Source organism: Bradyrhizobium erythrophlei (assembly GCF_900129425.1).
In the GTDB taxonomy this organism is placed as follows: Bacteria; Pseudomonadota; Alphaproteobacteria; order Rhizobiales; family Xanthobacteraceae; genus Bradyrhizobium; species Bradyrhizobium erythrophlei_C.
The window spans coordinates 4,531,826-4,548,109 of sequence record NZ_LT670817.1 but is presented as its reverse complement, the minus strand read 5'-3'; the positions used below and the strand labels follow the sequence as shown (position 1 = coordinate 4,548,109).

The window sequence follows — 16,284 nt, the reverse complement described above, 5'->3', positions numbered from 1 at the left end:
ATCGTCACGAACGCGGGGCGGGATGCGGTGGACGCTGGCGGTGCGACTGACGAGCGCATTGAGTTGAGCTGGCGGACGGCGAAGACGTGTGGTCCTGACGCCCCGACGCTGGCGTCAAGTTTGCGGATTAATCCGCGTAACGACGGTGGCAAGAAAGCCGGTCGCCGGGGAGAGCACGGTATAAGCCGTAAACCATCGCGTGCGGGAATGCCGGGTGATTCCGGTGGCTCGCTGTGAATACTCGTGTGCATACTTACTACCAATAGCGCACACGAGGCTGCGGGTGCATCGGGCATCCGGCATTCCCCACGCCCTCTATTCTAAAGGGCGGATGTCTTTGGCAAACCTCGGACGCACTGCGCCGCGAGAATGCGGATGTGTGTCTGCATTCGCCGTCATTGCGAGCGTAGCGAAGCAATCCACTCCTTCTTTCTTGCTGGCAATGGATTGCTTCGCTTCGCTCGCAATGACGTTCCACACTCTCCACTGTCATCACCCGCGAAGGCGGGTGATCCAGTATTCCAGAGACGCCAGTGATTGAATCGATAAGCCGCGGCGTACTGGATACTCCGCTTTCGCGGAGTATGACGACCATTTGTGAAGCGGTGCGAGCGCGCCGCGCCCTCCACCGTCATCGCCCGCCACCGGGTCTCGCCTTCGGCGAGCCCGATGACAGGCTCCGGCGGGCGATCGGGTACTCCGAGACGCCAATGATGGAATCGATAAGCCGCAGCGTACTGGATACTCCGCGTTCGCGGAGTATGACGACCTCTCGGGGGAGAGCGAAGCAAAGCGGTCCAGCTTTCTGTGCGGCTATGGATTGCTTCGCGGAGCTTCCGCGCCACCCCAACTCAGCGCCTTTTCACGCTGCGAGTACGCCCGTCAGCAATGTGAATCGGGGTCTTGTTGGCAGCGCCGGAGCGGCTCTTCACGTGATCGACGAAGGCTCGCAGCTTCGGCATTATTTGCCGGTGGCCGGGATAATAGAGAAACAGGCCAACAGGCAGCAATTTCGTCAGTTCATGCACTTGCATCGTTTCGAGGGATGGCTAGGGTGTCGCCAGCCGCTGTTCCAGTATCCGCCATCAAAGGAAGTCCCATGGCCCACTTACACAATGTTGTCGCGATCGTCGGTAGCCTTCGCAAAGAGAGTTTTACGCTTAAAATCGCCAAGGCCCTGGCCAAGCTGGCACCCGATAACTTGAAACTTGACGTCGTCACCCTTCACGACATTTCGTTCTTCAATCAGGATCTGGAAGCAACTCCGCCCGCCGATTGGGTGGCATTCCGCGAAAAGCTGCACAAGTCCAACGGCGTGCTGTTCGTCACGCCCGAATACAATCGCTCGATCCCCGGCGTGTTGAAGAACGCCATCGACGTCGGATCGCGCCCCTACGGCAAAAGCTCGTTCCTGGGCAAACCGACCGGCATTGTCAGCAATTCGCCGGGTCCGCTCGGCGGCGTCAGCGCGGCCAAACATCTGCAGAATATCTTGCCGGGCATTTCGGGTCCGATCCTGGGGCAGCCGGAAATCTATCTGAATGGCGTCGGCGACGCCTTCGACGACAAGGGCGAACTGATCAAGGAATCGCTGCAGGCGGTGCTGAAGCAATATATCGACGCCTACGCGGCCTTCGTCGAGAAGTTCAGCAAATAGGCTGCGCTTGGCGCCGAACGGGTCGGCCTTAGGATTCCGTTAACCGGACCGTCGCATCCTTGCCGCCATGGTCTCGCGCAGCCGACTCAAATCCCTGCTCACCGGGCTTGCCCTCTATGCGATGGCGGCGGCGATGGTCGGCTATTTCGGCGTCAACGCCTATACCGGCAAGTATGGGCTGAATGCGCGGCAGGAGCTCGATCAGGAGATCATCGCGCTGACCTCTGAATTGGCGCGGCTGAAGCGAGAGCGGGCTGAGGGCGAGCAACGCGTGTCGTTGCTCCGATCCGACCGGGTCGACCCCGATATGCTCGACGAGCGCGCGCGCTATCAGCTCGACTACGCCAATCCTCACGATCTGGTTCGGACGCTCACGCCGAACTGACTTCGCCTGAGAGAGCAGATCTCCGGCCGAGCGAAGGAGCCTGTCCGGGAAAACCGGCGCCCGCTTTTCCGGATCGTGCTGAAATTTCAAAAACGGGCGAAATCAATTTCGAAAATGTCGCCGCATTGCAGTGCGGCATAGGGAAATTTACGCGGCGTCACGCAATCCTTTCATGGCGGTTTGAGTTGGGTTAGAGAGGGCTACCATCCTCTCATCCGGAATTGCCATGGCCGCACCAAAGAAAAGCGCCGCTAAAGAAACAGGCCAGGAAACGGGAAACGACTCCCGCGCCCCCCTGGAATTCACCAGGGAACAGGAGCTCGGCGCGCTGCGCGACATGCTGCTGATTCGGCGGTTCGAAGAGAAAGCAGGCCAGCTCTACGGCATGGGTGCGATCGGCGGCTTCTGCCATCTCTACATCGGCCAGGAAGCCATCGTCGTCGGCATGCAGATGGCCCTGAAAAAGGGCGATCAGGTCATAACCGGATACCGTGACCACGGGCATATGCTGGCCACCGGCATGGAAGCCAAGGGCGTGATGGCCGAACTGACCGGACGCCATGGCGGCTATTCCAAGGGCAAGGGCGGCTCCATGCACATGTTCAGCAAGGAGAAGAACTTCTTCGGCGGCCACGGCATCGTCGGCGCCCAGGTCCCGCTCGGTACCGGGCTCGCCTTCGCCAATCGCTATCGAGGAAACGATTTCGTCAGCCTGGCTTATTTCGGCGATGGTGCCTCGAATCAGGGGCAGGTTTACGAAAGCTTCAACATGGCGGAGCTGTGGAAGCTGCCGGTGATCTACGTCATCGAGAACAACCGCTATGCGATGGGCACCTCGGTGACGCGCTCCTCCGCGCAGACCGATTTTTCCAAGCGCGGCATCTCCTTCAATATTCCGGGCGAGCAGGTTGACGGCATGGACGTCCGCGCCGTGAAGGCTGCCGGTGAAAAGGCCGTCGCATGGTGCCGCGAGGGCAAGGGCCCATACATCCTGGAAATGCAGACCTACCGCTACCGCGGCCATTCGATGTCGGACCCGGCGAAATACCGAACCCGCGAGGAAGTCGACAAGGTTCGCCACGATCAGGATCCGATCGAGCAAGTTCGCAACCGATTGCTCGCGGCCAAGATGAGCGAACAGGAATTGAAGGCCATCGACGCCGAGGTGCGCGAGATCGTCAACGCCGCTGCCGACTTTGCACAGCACGACCCCGAACCCGATCCGGCCGAACTTTATACTGACGTCTATCGTTGAAGCGCGGGCACGCATTCCGCAAAGAGCGGGTACCGTTTTTTGCGATCGGAATGCGCGCAGCCTTAAGACCGACTTTCTGGAGCTACCATGCCAATTCAAGTGCTGATGCCCGCGCTGTCGCCGACCATGGAGAAAGGCAATCTTTCGAAATGGCTGAAGAAGGAGGGCGAGGCGATCAAGTCGGGCGATGTCATCGCCGAAATCGAAACCGACAAGGCGACGATGGAAGTCGAGGCCACCGATGAGGGCACCCTTGGCAAGATATTGATCCCCGAAGGCACCGCCGACGTCGCGGTCAACACGCCGATCGCGACCATTCTTGCGGACGGCGAAAGTGCTGCCGACGCCGGCAAGGCGGCAGCGCCCGCAAAACAGGAGAAAGCCGCGGAGTCCACGCCGCCGGTCGAAGCCAAGGCGGAACCCCCCGCATCCAGCGAAACCAAGTCTGGTGGAGAAGAAAAGAAGGCGCCTGCTGCGCCCAAAACCGTCGCCGAGCCCGATCCTGAAGTGCCCGAAGGCACCGAGGTGGTGACGATGACCATCCGCGAGGCGCTGCGCGATGCCATGGCCGAGGAGATGCGGCGCGACCCCGACGTGTTCGTGATGGGCGAAGAGGTCGCGGAATATCAGGGCGCCTACAAGGTCACACAAGGGTTGCTGCAGGAATTCGGCGCCAGGCGCGTCATCGATACCCCGATTACTGAGCATGGTTTTGCTGGTATCGGCATCGGCGCGGCGATGGCCGGTTTGAAGCCGATCGTCGAATTCATGACATTCAACTTCGCCATGCAGGCGATGGACCAGATCATCAATTCCGCGGCCAAGACGCTTTACATGTCCGGCGGACAGATGGGCTGCTCGATCGTGTTCCGCGGGCCGAACGGCGCCGCCGCCCGCGTCGCCGCCCAGCACAGCCAGGATTATTCGGCCTGGTACTCGCAAATTCCCGGCCTGAAGGTGGTCGCGCCGTATTCGGCCGCCGACTACAAGGGCCTGCTGAAAGCCGCGATCCGCGATCCGAATCCGGTGATCTTCCTTGAAAACGAGATGCTGTATGGCCATTCCGGCGAGGTGCCAAAACTCGACGACTACGTGATCCCGATCGGCAAAGCCCGGATCGTCCGCGCAGGCGGCCATGTCACCATCGTCTCGTGGTCGAATGGAATGTCCTACGCCTTGAAGGCCGCCGACGAATTGGCCAACGAAGGCATCGAGGCCGAGGTGATCGATCTGCGCACGCTGCGCCCGATGGACACCGACACCATCGTCGCCTCGGTCAAGAAGACTGGCCGCGCCGTCACCGTGGAGGAAGGCTGGCAGCAGAACGGCGTTGGCGCCGAAATCTCCGCGCGACTGATGCAGCACGCATTCGACTATCTGGATGCGCCGGTGATGCGGGTGTCGGGCAAGGACGTGCCGATGCCCTACGCGGCCAACCTCGAAAAGCTCGCATTGCCCTCGGTGGCCGAGGTGGTCGAAGCCGCCAAAGCCGTTTGCTACCGGTGAGCCATGTCCGGTCCCAAAGAACAGCCATTGCCTCCGGATGTCATCGGTCGTGATGATGCCACGGAAGTGTTGCGCGCATTCATCGTCGATGGCGGGCTTTCGATCGCGTTCACGCGCGCGTTCGAGGAGCCGGATATGTGGGGCCTGCTTCTGGTTGACCTCGCGCGCCATGCCGCGCGCGCGTATGCGCGCGAGAGCGCCTTCACCGAGGACGAAGCGTTGACGCGCATCGTCGACATGTTCGAAGCCGAAATCGCGCGGCCGACCGACCCGGGCACCACCACGCCGCGGTCGCAACAAGGTCACTGACAAATGCCAATCAACATTCTGATGCCCGCGCTGTCGCCGACGATGGAAAAGGGCAACCTTGCGAAGTGGCTCAAGAAGGAGGGCGACAAGGTCAAGTCCGGCGACGTGATCGCGGAAATCGAGACCGACAAGGCGACCATGGAGGTCGAGGCGGTCGACGAGGGCACGATTGCGAAAATCGTGGTGCCCGAGGGCACCCAGGATGTCGCTGTCAACGACGTGATCGCGGTGCTCGCGGGCGATGGCGAGGACGTCAAGGCGGCGGGGGCGGCTTCCCAGCAGCCAAAGGCCGAGGCCAAAGCCGAGGCGAAGGCGGAGACCAAAGCGGAAGCGCCGAAAGAGAGCGCGGCCCCGGCCAAGGAACCTGCAAAGACTGCTGCGTCGGCGCCCGTCTCAGCCCCGCCGCTTCAATCCAGGGAAACAGCGCCCCAATCTAACGGTCACGGCCGCATTTTCTCCTCGCCGCTGGCCCGACGCCTGGCCAAGGAAGCTGGCATCGAGCTCGCCCGCATCAACGGTTCCGGTCCGCATGGCCGCGTCATTGCACGCGATGTCGAGGAAGCCCGATCCGGCAAGGGACTGAAAGCCCCGACCGCTGCGCCCGCTGCCGCGCCGGCCATCGCGCCGTCGATGTCGGATCAGCAGATCCGCGCACTGTTCGAAGAGGGCAGCTACGAGGTCATCCCGCACGACGGCATGCGCCGCACCATTGCACAGCGTCTCACCGCCTCGGTGCAAACCATCCCGCATTTCTATCTGACGATGGACTGCAACATCGGCAAGCTGGTCGAGGCCCGCGAGGAGATCAACGCCGCGGCGCCCAAGGACAAGGACGGCAAGCCGGCCTACAAGCTCTCGGTCAACGATTTCGTCATCAAGGCGCTGGCGCTGGCGCTGCAGCGGATACCCAACGCCAATGTCAGCTGGACCGAAGGCGGCATGCTCAGGCACAAAAATTCCGACGTCGGCGTCGCCGTGGCGATGCCCGGCGGCCTGATCACGCCGATTATCCGCAAGGCCGAGACCAAGCCGGTCTCGGTGATCTCAGCCGAGATGAAGGACTTTGCGGCGCGCGCCCGAGCGCGAAAGCTCAAGCCGGAGGAGTATCAGGGCGGCACCACGGCTGTGTCTAACCTCGGCATGTACGGCATCAATCATTTCACCGCTGTGATCAACCCACCGCACGCCACCATCCTCGCTGTCGGCACGGCTGAGGAGCGCGCGATCGTCAAGCACGGCAAGATCGAGGCGGCGCAGATGATGAGCGTGACCTTGTCCTGTGATCACCGCGCGGTCGACGGTGCGCTCGGGGCCGAACTGATCGGTGCCTTCAAGCTGCTAATCGAAAATCCGGTCATGATGGTGGTGTGAGACTCCGTTCGTTCGTTGATCGACAACAAGGGCAATCATGCGGCTCGCGGGAGTCTTCATCCTGGCTATTGTCGCCTCGGCCGTTGCCGGCCTGCTTGCCTATGCCGCGGTATCGGTTCTGCCCGATTGGGATGACGCCACGGGCCGCGGCCTTGGCGAGGCCTTCCGTGCGGTGCTGATCGTCGGCTATGTCATCCTGAGCATGCTCATGTATGGTTTGGCGCTGCGGCGCAGCGATCGCCAGCGGCACCTGAAGCGTGCGCTCTACATCTTGTTTCTGGTGCCATTTCTGATCGTTGCTCTCGGCCTTGTCGATAACGGCGTCCGCGGCATCAACTGGCTACGCGAGATCGTCGGCATGGTGCAGATGTTTGTGCCGTTGTGGATCGTCGCGCTGGTACAATGGCTCGTCCTGCATATATATTTGTCGCGGCAGAGTTCACCCACCGAAGCCGTATCCGCATGAACATCCCCCCATTGATCGATGCGCAACGCCGCACGCGACTGCTTGAGCTGACGGGAACCTGATATGGCCGACACCTCGTTCGATATCGTCATCATCGGCTCCGGACCCGGCGGCTATGTCGCCGCGATCCGCGCAGCACAGCTTGGCTTCAAGACCGCCATTATCGAAAAATCCTATCTCGGCGGCATCTGCCTGAACTGGGGCTGCATCCCGACCAAGGCGCTGCTGCGCTCAGCGGAAATCTACCACTACATGCAGCATGCCAAGGATTACGGCCTTTCCGCTGAGAACGTCTCCTACGACCCGAAAGCGGTCGTCCAGCGCTCGCGCGGGGTGTCCAAGCGCCTCAACGACGGCGTCGGCTTTCTCATGAAAAAGAACAAGGTCACGGTGATCTGGGGCGAAGCCACGATCGACGCGCCCGGCAAGATCACTGTGAAGAAATCCGCCGTCGAGGCACCGAAGGGCACGGTGGGCGAGGGCACCTATCAGGCCAAGCACATCATCCTTGCCACCGGCGCGCGACCGCGGGTGTTGCCCGGGCTTGAGCCCGACAAGAAGCTGATCTGGACCTATTTCGAGGCGATGGTGCCGGACAAGATGCCGAAGTCGCTTTTGGTGGTGGGTTCCGGCGCGATCGGCATCGAATTCGCGTCGTTCTTTCACACCATGGGTGCCGACGTGACCGTCGTCGAGGTGCTGCCGCAGATTCTGCCTGTGGAGGACGCCGAAATCGCTGGCCTGGCGCGCAAGCGGTTCGAGAAACAGGGCATCAAGATTCTCACCAATACCAAGGTGACAAAACTCGAGAAAAAGAGCGACAGCGTGGTCGCCACCATCGAGGACGGCAAGAAGCCGCAGGCGGTCGAGTTCGACCGCGTGATCTCGGCGGTCGGCGTGGTCGGCAATATCGAAAATCTCGGGCTTGAAAAGCTCGGCGTCAAGACCGAGCGCGGCTGCGTCGTGATCGACGGCTACGGCAAGACTAACGTGCCCGGCATCTATGCCATCGGCGACGTCGCGGGACCGCCGATGCTGGCGCACAAGGCCGAACATGAAGGCGTGGTGTGCGTCGAGGCCATCAAGGGCCTGCACCCGCACGCCACCGACAAGGACCTCATTCCCGGCTGCACCTATTGCAACCCGCAAGTCGCTTCGGTCGGTCTCACCGAGGCGAGGGCGAAAGAGGACGGACGTGAAATCCGCGTCGGCCGTTTCCCCTTCGTCGGCAACGGCAAGGCGATCGCGCTGGGCGAGGACCAGGGACTGGTGAAAGTAATCTTTGACAAGAAAACCGGCCAGTTGCTCGGCGCCCACATGATCGGCGCCGAAGTCACCGAACTGATTCAGGGCTATGTCGTTGCCATGAACCTCGAAACCACGGAAGAAGAACTGATGCACACCATCTTCCCGCATCCGACGTTGTCCGAGATGATGAAGGAAGCGGTGCTGGATGCCTATGGCCGCGCGCTGAATATTTAGGGCATGATCCCGCAAAGCATGCCGTCGGGCTTATCCCGGGGGTGGAAACCAAAAAGCGAGACCCCAACCCGTGAAAGACAATGACAATCTGACGATCGAACGGCCCACGTTCGTGACCCATCTCGAATGCGCGATGGAAGGCGATCACTACCCCGCCGACCAGATCCATAATCTGTCGAAAGCGGGCAAGCCGCTGCTGGTGCGCTACGACCTAGCCGGCGTGAAGAAGGCGCTGACCAAGGAGGCGCTGGCGCAGCGGCCTCCCGATCTCTGGCGCTACCGCGAGATGTTGCCGGTGCGCAAGGTCAGCGACATCGTCAGCCTCGGCGAAGCGACGACGCCGCTGATCCGACTTCCGAAGCTTTCAAAAAAAATCGGCGGCGGCGAGATCATCGTCAAGGACGAGGGCCGGCTGCCGACCGGCTCGTTCAAAGCCCGCGGCCTCGTGATGGCGGTGTCGATGGGCAAGGCGCTCGGCATCAAGCACATGGCGATGCCGACCAACGGCAATGCCGGCGCCGCGCTAGCGGCCTATGCCACCAGTTGCGGTATCAAGACCACGATTTTCTGCCCCGCCGACACACCCGAGGTCAATGTCAGCGAGATCGAATTGCAGGGCGCCACCGTCTATCGGGTCAACGGGTTGATCGACGATTGCGGCAAGATCGTCGGCGAAGGCAAGGCCAAGGCCGGCTGGTTCGATACCTCGACGCTAAAGGAGCCCTATCGGGTCGAGGGCAAGAAAACGATGGGACTGGAGCTTGCCGAACAGCTCGGCTGGGACGTGCCGGACGTGATTTTCTATCCGACCGGCGGCGGCACTGGCCTGATCGGCATGTGGAAGGCGTTCGCTGAACTCGAAGCCATCGGGTTCATCGGCAGCAAGCGGCCGCGGATGGTGGCGGTGCAGGCGGCGGGCTGCGCGCCGATGGTGCGCGCCTTCGAGAACGGCACCGAGCACGCTGCCCGCTGGGAGGACGCCCGCACCATCGCCGCCGGCATCCGTGTGCCGCAGGCGGTCGGGGATTTTCTGATCCTGCGGGCAGTCCGGGAGAGCAAAGGTTTTGCGATCGCAGTGACGGACGAGAAGATTTCGGCTGCGCTCAACGAGGTCGCGCGTGAAGAGGGCCTGTTGCTGTGTCCGGAAGGCGCGGCCACCTATGCCGCTTACAAAGAGAGCCTCGCCGACGGCCGCGTAACGAAGAACGACCGCGTGATGCTGTTCAATTGCGCGACCGGGCTTAAATATCCGCTGCCGCCGGTCACGCGCACGCTCGATCGACACGCGCCGATCGACTACGCGAAGCTGTAATCGACCGTTCGTCAGACGCGGCGGTCTTGGGAGGATGCGATGCGAATTGCCATTCTGGCTGCGTTCATGGCGTTGCTCACAATTGGCGGCACCGCGTGCGCGGACAATTTCCCGTCGCATCCCATCACCATCGTGGTGCCGTTTTCTGCTGGCGGCCCCACCGATTCGATGGCGCGAATTCTGGGCGAGCGCATGCAGCGGTCGCTTGGGCAAACCATCACCATCGAGAACGTGACAGGTGCAGCGGGTTCGCTCGGCGTCGGACGCGTCGTGCGCTCACCGCCTGACGGCTACACGGTCAGCATCGGCCATCTCGGCACCCACGTCGCCAACGGCGCGATCTACAAGCTCGGCTACGATCTCGTCACCGATCTCGAGCCGGTGGTGTTGTTGCCGAGCAACCCGATGATCATCGTCAGCAAGAACGCGGTTCCAGCCAAATCGCTGAAGGAGTTGCTGACATGGCTGAAGGCGAAGCCGTCACCGCCCACCGCCGGCACTGCCGGTGCTGGTTCGGGAAGCCACATCGCCGGGCTTTATTTTGAAAACGCGACCGGTATCAAGCTGCAATATGTGCCGTATCGCGGCACGGCCCCCGCGCTGAATGACCTCGTCGCCGGGCAGATCGATATCATTATCGACCAGACTTCCAATTCCATCAGCCAGGTGCGCGCCGGCACCATCCGTGCCTACGCCGTCACAGACGACAAGCGCGTCGAGTCAGCATCGGACATTCCGACAACTGACGAGGCGGGGCTATCCGGGTTTCACATGACGTTGTGGTCCGGCCTGTGGGTGCCGAAGGGTACGCCGAAAGAAGTTGTCGCAAAGCTCAATGGCGCGGCTGTTGAGGCGATGAATGATCCGGCCGTGCGGAAGAAGTTTGAGGATCTCGGATTGCAGATGCCTGCGCCGGATGAACTCTCGCCCGATGCGCTCGGCGCCTGGCAGAAGGCCGAGATCGCGAAGTGGTGGCCGATGATCAAGGCGGCCGACGTCAAGGTGGACTAGGTCGGCCGCGCATGGAGAGCGTGAGACAAAGGGATCGTCGTCAGGACCGCAGTCGCTGAGGCGGCATGAAATCGAGAGAGCCTTATAGGTTCCATATGCGCTCTCGACCCGCGTCATCTGGAATTGCTAGAACGAAGCAAGTACCTTTCGGGATGAGGCCCGCGAGACGGAAAACTGAAGTAGAAGCAACGGCACATCATGTCCAAGGAGCCTGAGCGGCGCTGCCGGCATACCAGTTCAGCACCACACCGAGTGATGCGCGGCTTTCGGTAAAGGGATCGCTGATGACGCTCCGTGTAGACTTCGCCAGCCAGGACTACTTTCGCAGTCCCGGTATCGCGATCGAGAAACTTCGTGCCCTGGGTCCGGTTGTGGAAGTGCATTTCCCAATTGTCGGCAAGGTCTGGACGACGACGACCCAGGCGCTGGCCGATCAGGTGCTGAAGGATACCGAGACCTTCACCATTCGCAAGGACGACGGCACTGTCGCCGGACTTCAGTGGTGGATGCCGGGAATCGTGCGCACGCTGGCCAACAGCATGCTGTCGATGGACGATCCAGATCACAAGCGGTTGCGCGATATCGTGGACGAGGCATTCCGCCGCCGGGCTGTGCTCGACATGGAGCCGCATATTCAGGCCATGGGTGACGAACTCGCCGATGAACTGTTTGCAGACGGAAGCCCAGCCGATCTTGTCGAGCGCTATGCGCGCAAGCTGCCGCTGTCGGTGATCTGTGAGCTTCTCGGGCTGCCGCTTGCCGACCGGCCAAAATTCATAACTTGGGCCGCCGGCTTTACCCGCTTCACCGGCGCGCTCGGATTCCTCGCAATGATCCCGAACATCCTTGCCATGAAGCGCTATATCGAACGGCACCTTGAGACCGTCCGGCAACAGGGTGGTGAAGGGTTGATCGCCGAGATCGTGCGCGTCGAGAAGGACGGCGGACAGATCAGCCGTGACGAAATCGTATCCATGGTGTTCCTGTTGCTGTTTGCCGGACACGAGACGACTACCCACCTGATCAGCGGATCAGTCCATGAGCTTTTGAAAAATCAGGATTTACGCGACTGGCTGGAAGAAGACTGGAGCCGCGTCGACCTGGCGGTGGAGGAATTTCTGCGCTTCATCACACCGGTGCAATTCACCAAGCCGCGCTTTGTGCGCAAAGATGTCGAACTCGGGGGCGTCAGACTGAGAAAAGGCGAGAAGATCATGCCCATGCTGGCAGCGGCCAACATGGACCCTCAGGCAAATCCTCATCCGGAACGGCTCGATCTGCAACGAAAGCCGAACCGACACATCGCCTTCGGCACCGGGATCCATTTCTGCCTTGGCCATCAACTCGCGCGGATTGAAGGTAGATGCGCGCTGAAATCTCTGCTCCGGCGGTGGCCCGAATTGACCTTGGCGGTGGATGAGTCGGAAGTTACATGGCGCAGGCGGCCCGGTCTCAAGGCGATCGACCATCTGCCGGTTGCGGTTAGCCTGGGAAAGCCGCATCAGGTTGTGCGAGGGGCGGGTGGTCGAGGAGCGGCTAGACCGATTTAGCCCGACAGCCTCGAAATAGAAATGGTTGCCGCCGCGCCACGATTGTTGCCCACCCGCAACACCAAGCGAAGATTTAACCGTCACCCCAGCTAGCCCTTGCGCGCGCCGCTTTTTAGCCACACCCCTCGATGAAATCATTCCCCTAGGCTGACAGCCAACGGTGCTCGCGAAGGCGAAGGGAAATCCTGCGTTTTCCGAGTCTAGCAAGGGTTGGCTGGGGAAACTGGTTCGCGATGGACGCCAAGAACAATATCAAGAAGAGGCTGCCGAGCCGGCATGTGACGGAGGGTCCGGAGCGGGCGCCGCATCGCTCATATCTGTATGCTATGGGGTTGACGACCGGTCAGATCCACCAGCCGTTCGTCGGCGTGGCGTCGTGCTGGAACGAGGCCGCGCCCTGTAATATCTCGCTGATGCGCCAGGCCCAGGCGGTCAAGAAGGGCGTCGGCTCTGCCAGCGGCACCCCTCGCGAATTCTGCACTATCACCGTGACCGACGGCATCGCCATGGGCCATGACGGCATGCGCTCGTCGCTGCCGTCGCGTGAATGCATCGCCGATTCCGTCGAATTGACGATGCGCGGCCATGCCTATGACGCGCTGGTTGGTCTTGCCGGTTGCGACAAGTCGTTGCCGGGAATGATGATGGCGATGGTCCGGCTCAACGTGCCCTCGATCTTCATCTATGGCGGTTCGATCCTTCCCGGCAATTTCCGCGGCCAGCAGGTTACTGTGCAGGACATGTTCGAGGCGGTCGGCAAGCATTCGGTCGGCGAAATGTCCGATGCCGATCTTGATGAAATCGAGCGGGTGGCCTGCCCGTCAGCTGGCGCGTGCGGCGCACAATTCACCGCCAACACCATGGCGACGGTATCCGAGGCGATCGGGCTTGCGCTGCCCTATTCGGCTGGCGCGCCGGCGCCTTACGAAATCCGCGACGCGTTCTGCATGGCCGCGGGCGAGAAGGTGATGGAGTTGATTTCGACCAACATCCGGCCACGCGACATCGTTACACGCAGGGCGCTGGAAAACGCGGCCGCGGTTGTTGCCGCGTCCGGTGGCTCGACCAATGCTGCGTTGCACCTGCCGGCGATTGCCCATGAGTGCGGCATCAAGTTCGATTTGTTCGATGTAGCGGAAATCTTCAAAAAGACACCGTATATCGCGGATTTGAAGCCCGGCGGTCGTTATGTCGCCAAAGACATGTTCGAGGTTGGCGGCATACCGCTTCTGATGAAAACGTTGCTCGATAACGGCCATTTGCATGGCGACTGTTTGACAGTCACGGGCCGCACGATCTCCGAAAACCTCAAGAGCGTGAAATGGAATCCGCATCAGGACGTGGTGCGGTCCGCCGACAAGCCGATCACCGTCACCGGCGGTGTGGTCGGCCTGAAGGGGAATCTCGCGCCCGAGGGCGCGATCGTGAAGGTCGCGGGCATGTCGAACTTGAAGTTTACCGGTCCGGCCCGCTGTTTCGACTGCGAAGAGGATGCCTTCGAGTCAGTCCAGAACAAGACCTACAAAGAGGGCGAAGTCCTCGTGATCCGATATGAGGGACCGCGCGGCGGCCCGGGTATGCGCGAAATGCTGTCAACCACGGCGGCGCTGACCGGGCAGGGCATGGGCGGTAAGATCGCACTCATCACCGACGGCCGATTTTCCGGGGCGACCCGCGGCTTCTGCATCGGCCATATCGGGCCGGAAGCGGCCGTGGGCGGGCCGATCGCGCTCTTACGGGACGGCGATATCATCGAGATCGACGCTGTCGCCGGCACACTTAACGTAAAGTTGACCGACTCGGAGCTGGCCGAGCGCAAGACCAAATGGCAGCCGCGCGCGACTAACCATACGTCAGGTGCACTCTGGAAATATGCCCAGCAGGTTGGGCCGGCGGTGGATGGCGCTGTAACCCATCCGGGCGGGGCGCGCGAGACACAGTGTTATGCGGATATCTGAGCGTATTGTTTTTGCGTTGATTTTAGGGGCCGCTTCGGCGGCTGGTCCGGGATTCGCCTTCGATGGGGCGCCAGCCAACCAGGATGCGGCGATTCCAGTGGTTTCAGCCCAGCCAGGCGCCGCCGCAGCGTTGAAGAAGGCTATCCCGCCGCCCGCACAGGATACCTCGCTGACTTCGCTGCAATACGCTGCGGAAGGCGGTCATCCCATCGCGCAGTGGAAACTGGGGCGGATGTACGCGGATGGCGATGGGGTCACTCAGGACGATCTGCGCGCCTTCGAGTATTTCAGCCGCATCGCCAATGCGCACGCGGAAGACAGCCCATCGGCGCCGCAGGCCGCGATCGTCGCCAACGCCTTCGTGGCGCTTGGGAGGTACTACCTGAACGGCATTCCCAACTCGAAGATCAAGTCCGATCCGGAGCGGGCAAGGGAGATGTTCTCCTATGCTGCTTCGTATTTCGGCAATGCCGATGCGCAATACGATCTGGCCCGGCTCTACCTCCATGGCGTCGGCACCTCTCGCGATGATTTCCGCTATGGCGCGCGCTGGCTCGGGCTTGCTGCCCAGAAGGGCCAGCATCAGGCGCAGGCCTTGCTCGGTCAGATGCTGTTCAATGGCGACCAGCTGCCGCGTCAGGCCGCCCGCGGGCTGATGTGGTTGACGCTGGCGCGGGACAGCGCCGCGCCGGATGAGACATGGATCAAGGAAAGCTACAACGCTGCGATCGCCAAGGCATCCGACGATGATCGTGCGATGGCGCTGCAGATGCTCGAGCACTGGGTGCAGGGCCGCCGGGACTGAAATACGTCCGTAAGTAAGGTGGGCAAACGAAGCGTGCCCACCACCTCTTCAAGTGCAATCGCTAAGCCGTCTCGATGTCCAGATCCGCCCATACCGGAACGTGGTCCGACGGCTTTTCCCAGCCGCGCACGTAACTATCGATCCCGACATCGATCAGCCGGTCGCTGGCCTGCGGCGACAGCAGGAGATGATCGATGCGCAATCCCTGGTTTTTCTGCCAGGCGCCGGCCTGATAATCCCAGAATGTGTACTGGCCGGGGGCGTCGGTCACTGCGCGCAGCGCGTCCGTGAGCCCTAGCCCGAGCAGCGATTGAAAGCTTTCGCGGGTGGCGGGACGAAACAGGGCGTCGTTGACCCAGGCCGCCGGATTGTGAACGTCTCGCGCCGCCGGAATGACGTTAAAGTCTCCTGCGAGCACCAGTGGCTCTTCTGTCTTAAGTCGTTGCTTCGAATACTCGAGAAGTCGCGACATCCACTTGAGTTTGTAGGGATATTTCTCGGTCTCAGGCGGATTGCCATTGGGCAGATAGAGGCAGGCGACCCTAAGCACGCCGCGCTTGAGCGGCACGACGCCTTCCAAAAACCGGGCATGCGCGTCTTCGTCGTCTCCGGCCAGCCCGGACTTGGTTTCGTCGAACGGCAGCTTCGACAGCAGCGCGACACCGTTGAACGTCTTCTGGCCGTGGGTGATCACGTTGTAGCCGAGCGCCTCGATCGCCTCGCGCGGGAACGCCTCGTCGACGCACTTGATTTCCTGCAGGCAGACGATATCCGGCGCGCAATCCTTCAGCCACGTCAGGAGATGGTCGAGCCGCTGCCGGATCGAATTGACGTTCCAGGTGGCAATACGCATGGAGGGTCAGATTTCTCAGATCGAAAAGCTGGTGCCGCAGCCGCAGGAGGCAGTGGCATTGGGATTGACCACTCGGAACGAGGCGCCGATCAGATCGTCGACGAAATCCACCTCGGACCCCGACAGAAATGGGACCGATGCGGGATCGACCAGCACCACCGCGCTGTCGCGGGCGATCATCAGGTCGTCGTCCGCCCGTGCGCGTTCGATATCGAACTTGTACTGAAAGCCGGAGCAGCCGCCACCCTCGACGCTGATGCGCAACATGGCGCCGTCACCCTCGGACTTGAGGATTTCCCCGATACGGCGCGCCGCCCGCTCGCTGATGACGACACTGGTTGCTGTCATGTTGTAGCTCCATAAT

General features: G+C 61.5%; 15 protein-coding genes. 13 read left to right on the top strand and 2 right to left on the bottom strand.

Annotated elements, in window-relative coordinates; all coding sequences use genetic code 11:
• Nucleotides 1–1,099 precede the first annotated feature (1,099 nt).
• From B5527_RS21685 to B5527_RS21625, 13 genes are all read left to right on the top strand, one after another.
• Entirely contained in the window at nt 1,100–1,657 is a 558-nt protein-coding gene (locus tag B5527_RS21685) for an NADPH-dependent FMN reductase (RefSeq protein ID WP_079603351.1), read from the top strand.
• A gap of 67 nt (nt 1,658–1,724) precedes the next feature.
• On the top strand, nt 1,725–2,042 hold the full coding sequence (locus tag B5527_RS21680; RefSeq protein ID WP_079603350.1) for an FtsB family cell division protein: 318 nt from the start codon (nt 1,725–1,727) through the stop codon (nt 2,040–2,042).
• Between the two features lie 226 nt (nt 2,043–2,268).
• Complete coding sequence (gene pdhA / locus B5527_RS21675) at nt 2,269–3,297, top strand: pyruvate dehydrogenase (acetyl-transferring) E1 component subunit alpha (RefSeq protein WP_079603349.1); 1,029 nt, start codon at nt 2,269–2,271, stop codon at nt 3,295–3,297.
• A gap of 87 nt (nt 3,298–3,384) precedes the next feature.
• On the top strand, nt 3,385–4,803 hold the full coding sequence (locus tag B5527_RS21670; RefSeq protein WP_079603348.1) for a pyruvate dehydrogenase complex E1 component subunit beta: 1,419 nt from the start codon (nt 3,385–3,387) through the stop codon (nt 4,801–4,803).
• 3 nt (nt 4,804–4,806) lie between these two features.
• On the top strand, nt 4,807–5,112 hold the full coding sequence (locus B5527_RS21665; RefSeq protein ID WP_079603347.1) for a DUF5076 domain-containing protein: 306 nt from the start codon (nt 4,807–4,809) through the stop codon (nt 5,110–5,112).
• Between the two features lie 3 nt (nt 5,113–5,115).
• Nucleotides 5,116–6,483: a pyruvate dehydrogenase complex dihydrolipoamide acetyltransferase gene (locus tag B5527_RS21660; RefSeq protein WP_079603346.1), complete on the top strand. Its 1,368-nt coding sequence runs from the start codon at nt 5,116–5,118 to the stop codon at nt 6,481–6,483.
• A gap of 37 nt (nt 6,484–6,520) precedes the next feature.
• Nucleotides 6,521–6,949 carry a hypothetical protein gene (locus tag B5527_RS21655; RefSeq protein ID WP_079603345.1) on the top strand — a complete coding sequence of 143 codons (429 nt, stop codon included), beginning with the start codon at nt 6,521–6,523 and terminating at the stop codon, nt 6,947–6,949.
• Nucleotides 6,950–7,012: 63 nt separating this feature from the next.
• The gene (gene lpdA, locus B5527_RS21650) at nt 7,013–8,431 is read left to right on the top strand and encodes a dihydrolipoyl dehydrogenase (protein WP_079603344.1); all 1,419 of its coding nucleotides are present in this window, start codon (nt 7,013–7,015) and stop codon (nt 8,429–8,431) included.
• A 70-nt stretch (nt 8,432–8,501) separates the two neighbouring features.
• A complete protein-coding gene (locus B5527_RS21645; RefSeq protein WP_079603343.1) occupies nt 8,502–9,743 on the top strand; it encodes a threonine synthase in 1,242 nt (413 codons plus the stop codon).
• A gap of 39 nt (nt 9,744–9,782) precedes the next feature.
• Nucleotides 9,783–10,754, top strand: coding sequence for a tripartite tricarboxylate transporter substrate binding protein BugD (locus tag B5527_RS21640; protein ID WP_079603342.1), 972 nt, complete (start codon nt 9,783–9,785; stop codon nt 10,752–10,754).
• Between the two features lie 284 nt (nt 10,755–11,038).
• On the top strand, nt 11,039–12,304 hold the full coding sequence (locus B5527_RS21635) for a cytochrome P450 (protein ID WP_079603341.1): 1,266 nt from the start codon (nt 11,039–11,041) through the stop codon (nt 12,302–12,304).
• A gap of 233 nt (nt 12,305–12,537) precedes the next feature.
• Nucleotides 12,538–14,262 (top strand): dihydroxy-acid dehydratase, encoded by a 1,725-nt coding sequence (gene ilvD, locus B5527_RS21630; protein ID WP_079603340.1) that lies wholly within the window; start codon nt 12,538–12,540, stop codon nt 14,260–14,262.
• On the top strand, nt 14,249–15,067 hold the full coding sequence (locus B5527_RS21625) for a tetratricopeptide repeat protein (RefSeq protein ID WP_079603339.1): 819 nt from the start codon (nt 14,249–14,251) through the stop codon (nt 15,065–15,067). The genes ilvD and B5527_RS21625 overlap by 14 nt, the downstream gene beginning before the upstream one ends.
• A gap of 61 nt (nt 15,068–15,128) precedes the next feature.
• Here the strand turns inward: B5527_RS21625 and xth are convergent, their stop codons facing one another.
• Both xth and erpA read right to left on the bottom strand, forming a co-directional pair.
• Nucleotides 15,129–15,920, bottom strand: coding sequence for an exodeoxyribonuclease III (gene xth, locus B5527_RS21620; protein ID WP_079603338.1), 792 nt, complete (start codon nt 15,918–15,920; stop codon nt 15,129–15,131).
• Between the two features lie 15 nt (nt 15,921–15,935).
• Entirely contained in the window at nt 15,936–16,268 is a 333-nt protein-coding gene (gene erpA / locus B5527_RS21615) for an iron-sulfur cluster insertion protein ErpA (protein WP_079603337.1), read from the bottom strand.
• Nucleotides 16,269–16,284: the final 16 nt, after the last annotated feature.

Excerpts from the sequence above, each read along its gene's own strand:
- B5527_RS21685 (WP_079603351.1), top strand. The coding sequence starts at position 1,100 with ATGGCCCACTTACACAATGTTGTCGCGATCGTCGGTAGCCTTCGCAAA.
- B5527_RS21680 (WP_079603350.1), top strand. The coding sequence starts at position 1,725 with ATGGTCTCGCGCAGCCGACTCAAATCCCTGCTCACCGGGCTTGCCCTC.
- pdhA (WP_079603349.1), top strand. The coding sequence starts at position 2,269 with ATGGCCGCACCAAAGAAAAGCGCCGCTAAAGAAACAGGCCAGGAAACG.
- B5527_RS21670 (WP_079603348.1), top strand. The coding sequence starts at position 3,385 with ATGCCAATTCAAGTGCTGATGCCCGCGCTGTCGCCGACCATGGAGAAA.
- B5527_RS21665 (WP_079603347.1), top strand. The coding sequence starts at position 4,807 with ATGTCCGGTCCCAAAGAACAGCCATTGCCTCCGGATGTCATCGGTCGT.
- B5527_RS21660 (WP_079603346.1), top strand. The coding sequence starts at position 5,116 with ATGCCAATCAACATTCTGATGCCCGCGCTGTCGCCGACGATGGAAAAG.
- B5527_RS21655 (WP_079603345.1), top strand. The coding sequence starts at position 6,521 with ATGCGGCTCGCGGGAGTCTTCATCCTGGCTATTGTCGCCTCGGCCGTT.
- lpdA (WP_079603344.1), top strand. The coding sequence starts at position 7,013 with ATGGCCGACACCTCGTTCGATATCGTCATCATCGGCTCCGGACCCGGC.
- B5527_RS21640 (WP_079603342.1), top strand. The coding sequence starts at position 9,783 with ATGCGAATTGCCATTCTGGCTGCGTTCATGGCGTTGCTCACAATTGGC.
- B5527_RS21635 (WP_079603341.1), top strand. The coding sequence starts at position 11,039 with ATGACGCTCCGTGTAGACTTCGCCAGCCAGGACTACTTTCGCAGTCCC.
- ilvD (WP_079603340.1), top strand. The coding sequence starts at position 12,538 with ATGGACGCCAAGAACAATATCAAGAAGAGGCTGCCGAGCCGGCATGTG.
- B5527_RS21625 (WP_079603339.1), top strand. The coding sequence starts at position 14,249 with ATGCGGATATCTGAGCGTATTGTTTTTGCGTTGATTTTAGGGGCCGCT.
- xth (WP_079603338.1), bottom strand. The coding sequence starts at position 15,920 with ATGCGTATTGCCACCTGGAACGTCAATTCGATCCGGCAGCGGCTCGAC.
- erpA (WP_079603337.1), bottom strand. The coding sequence starts at position 16,268 with ATGACAGCAACCAGTGTCGTCATCAGCGAGCGGGCGGCGCGCCGTATC.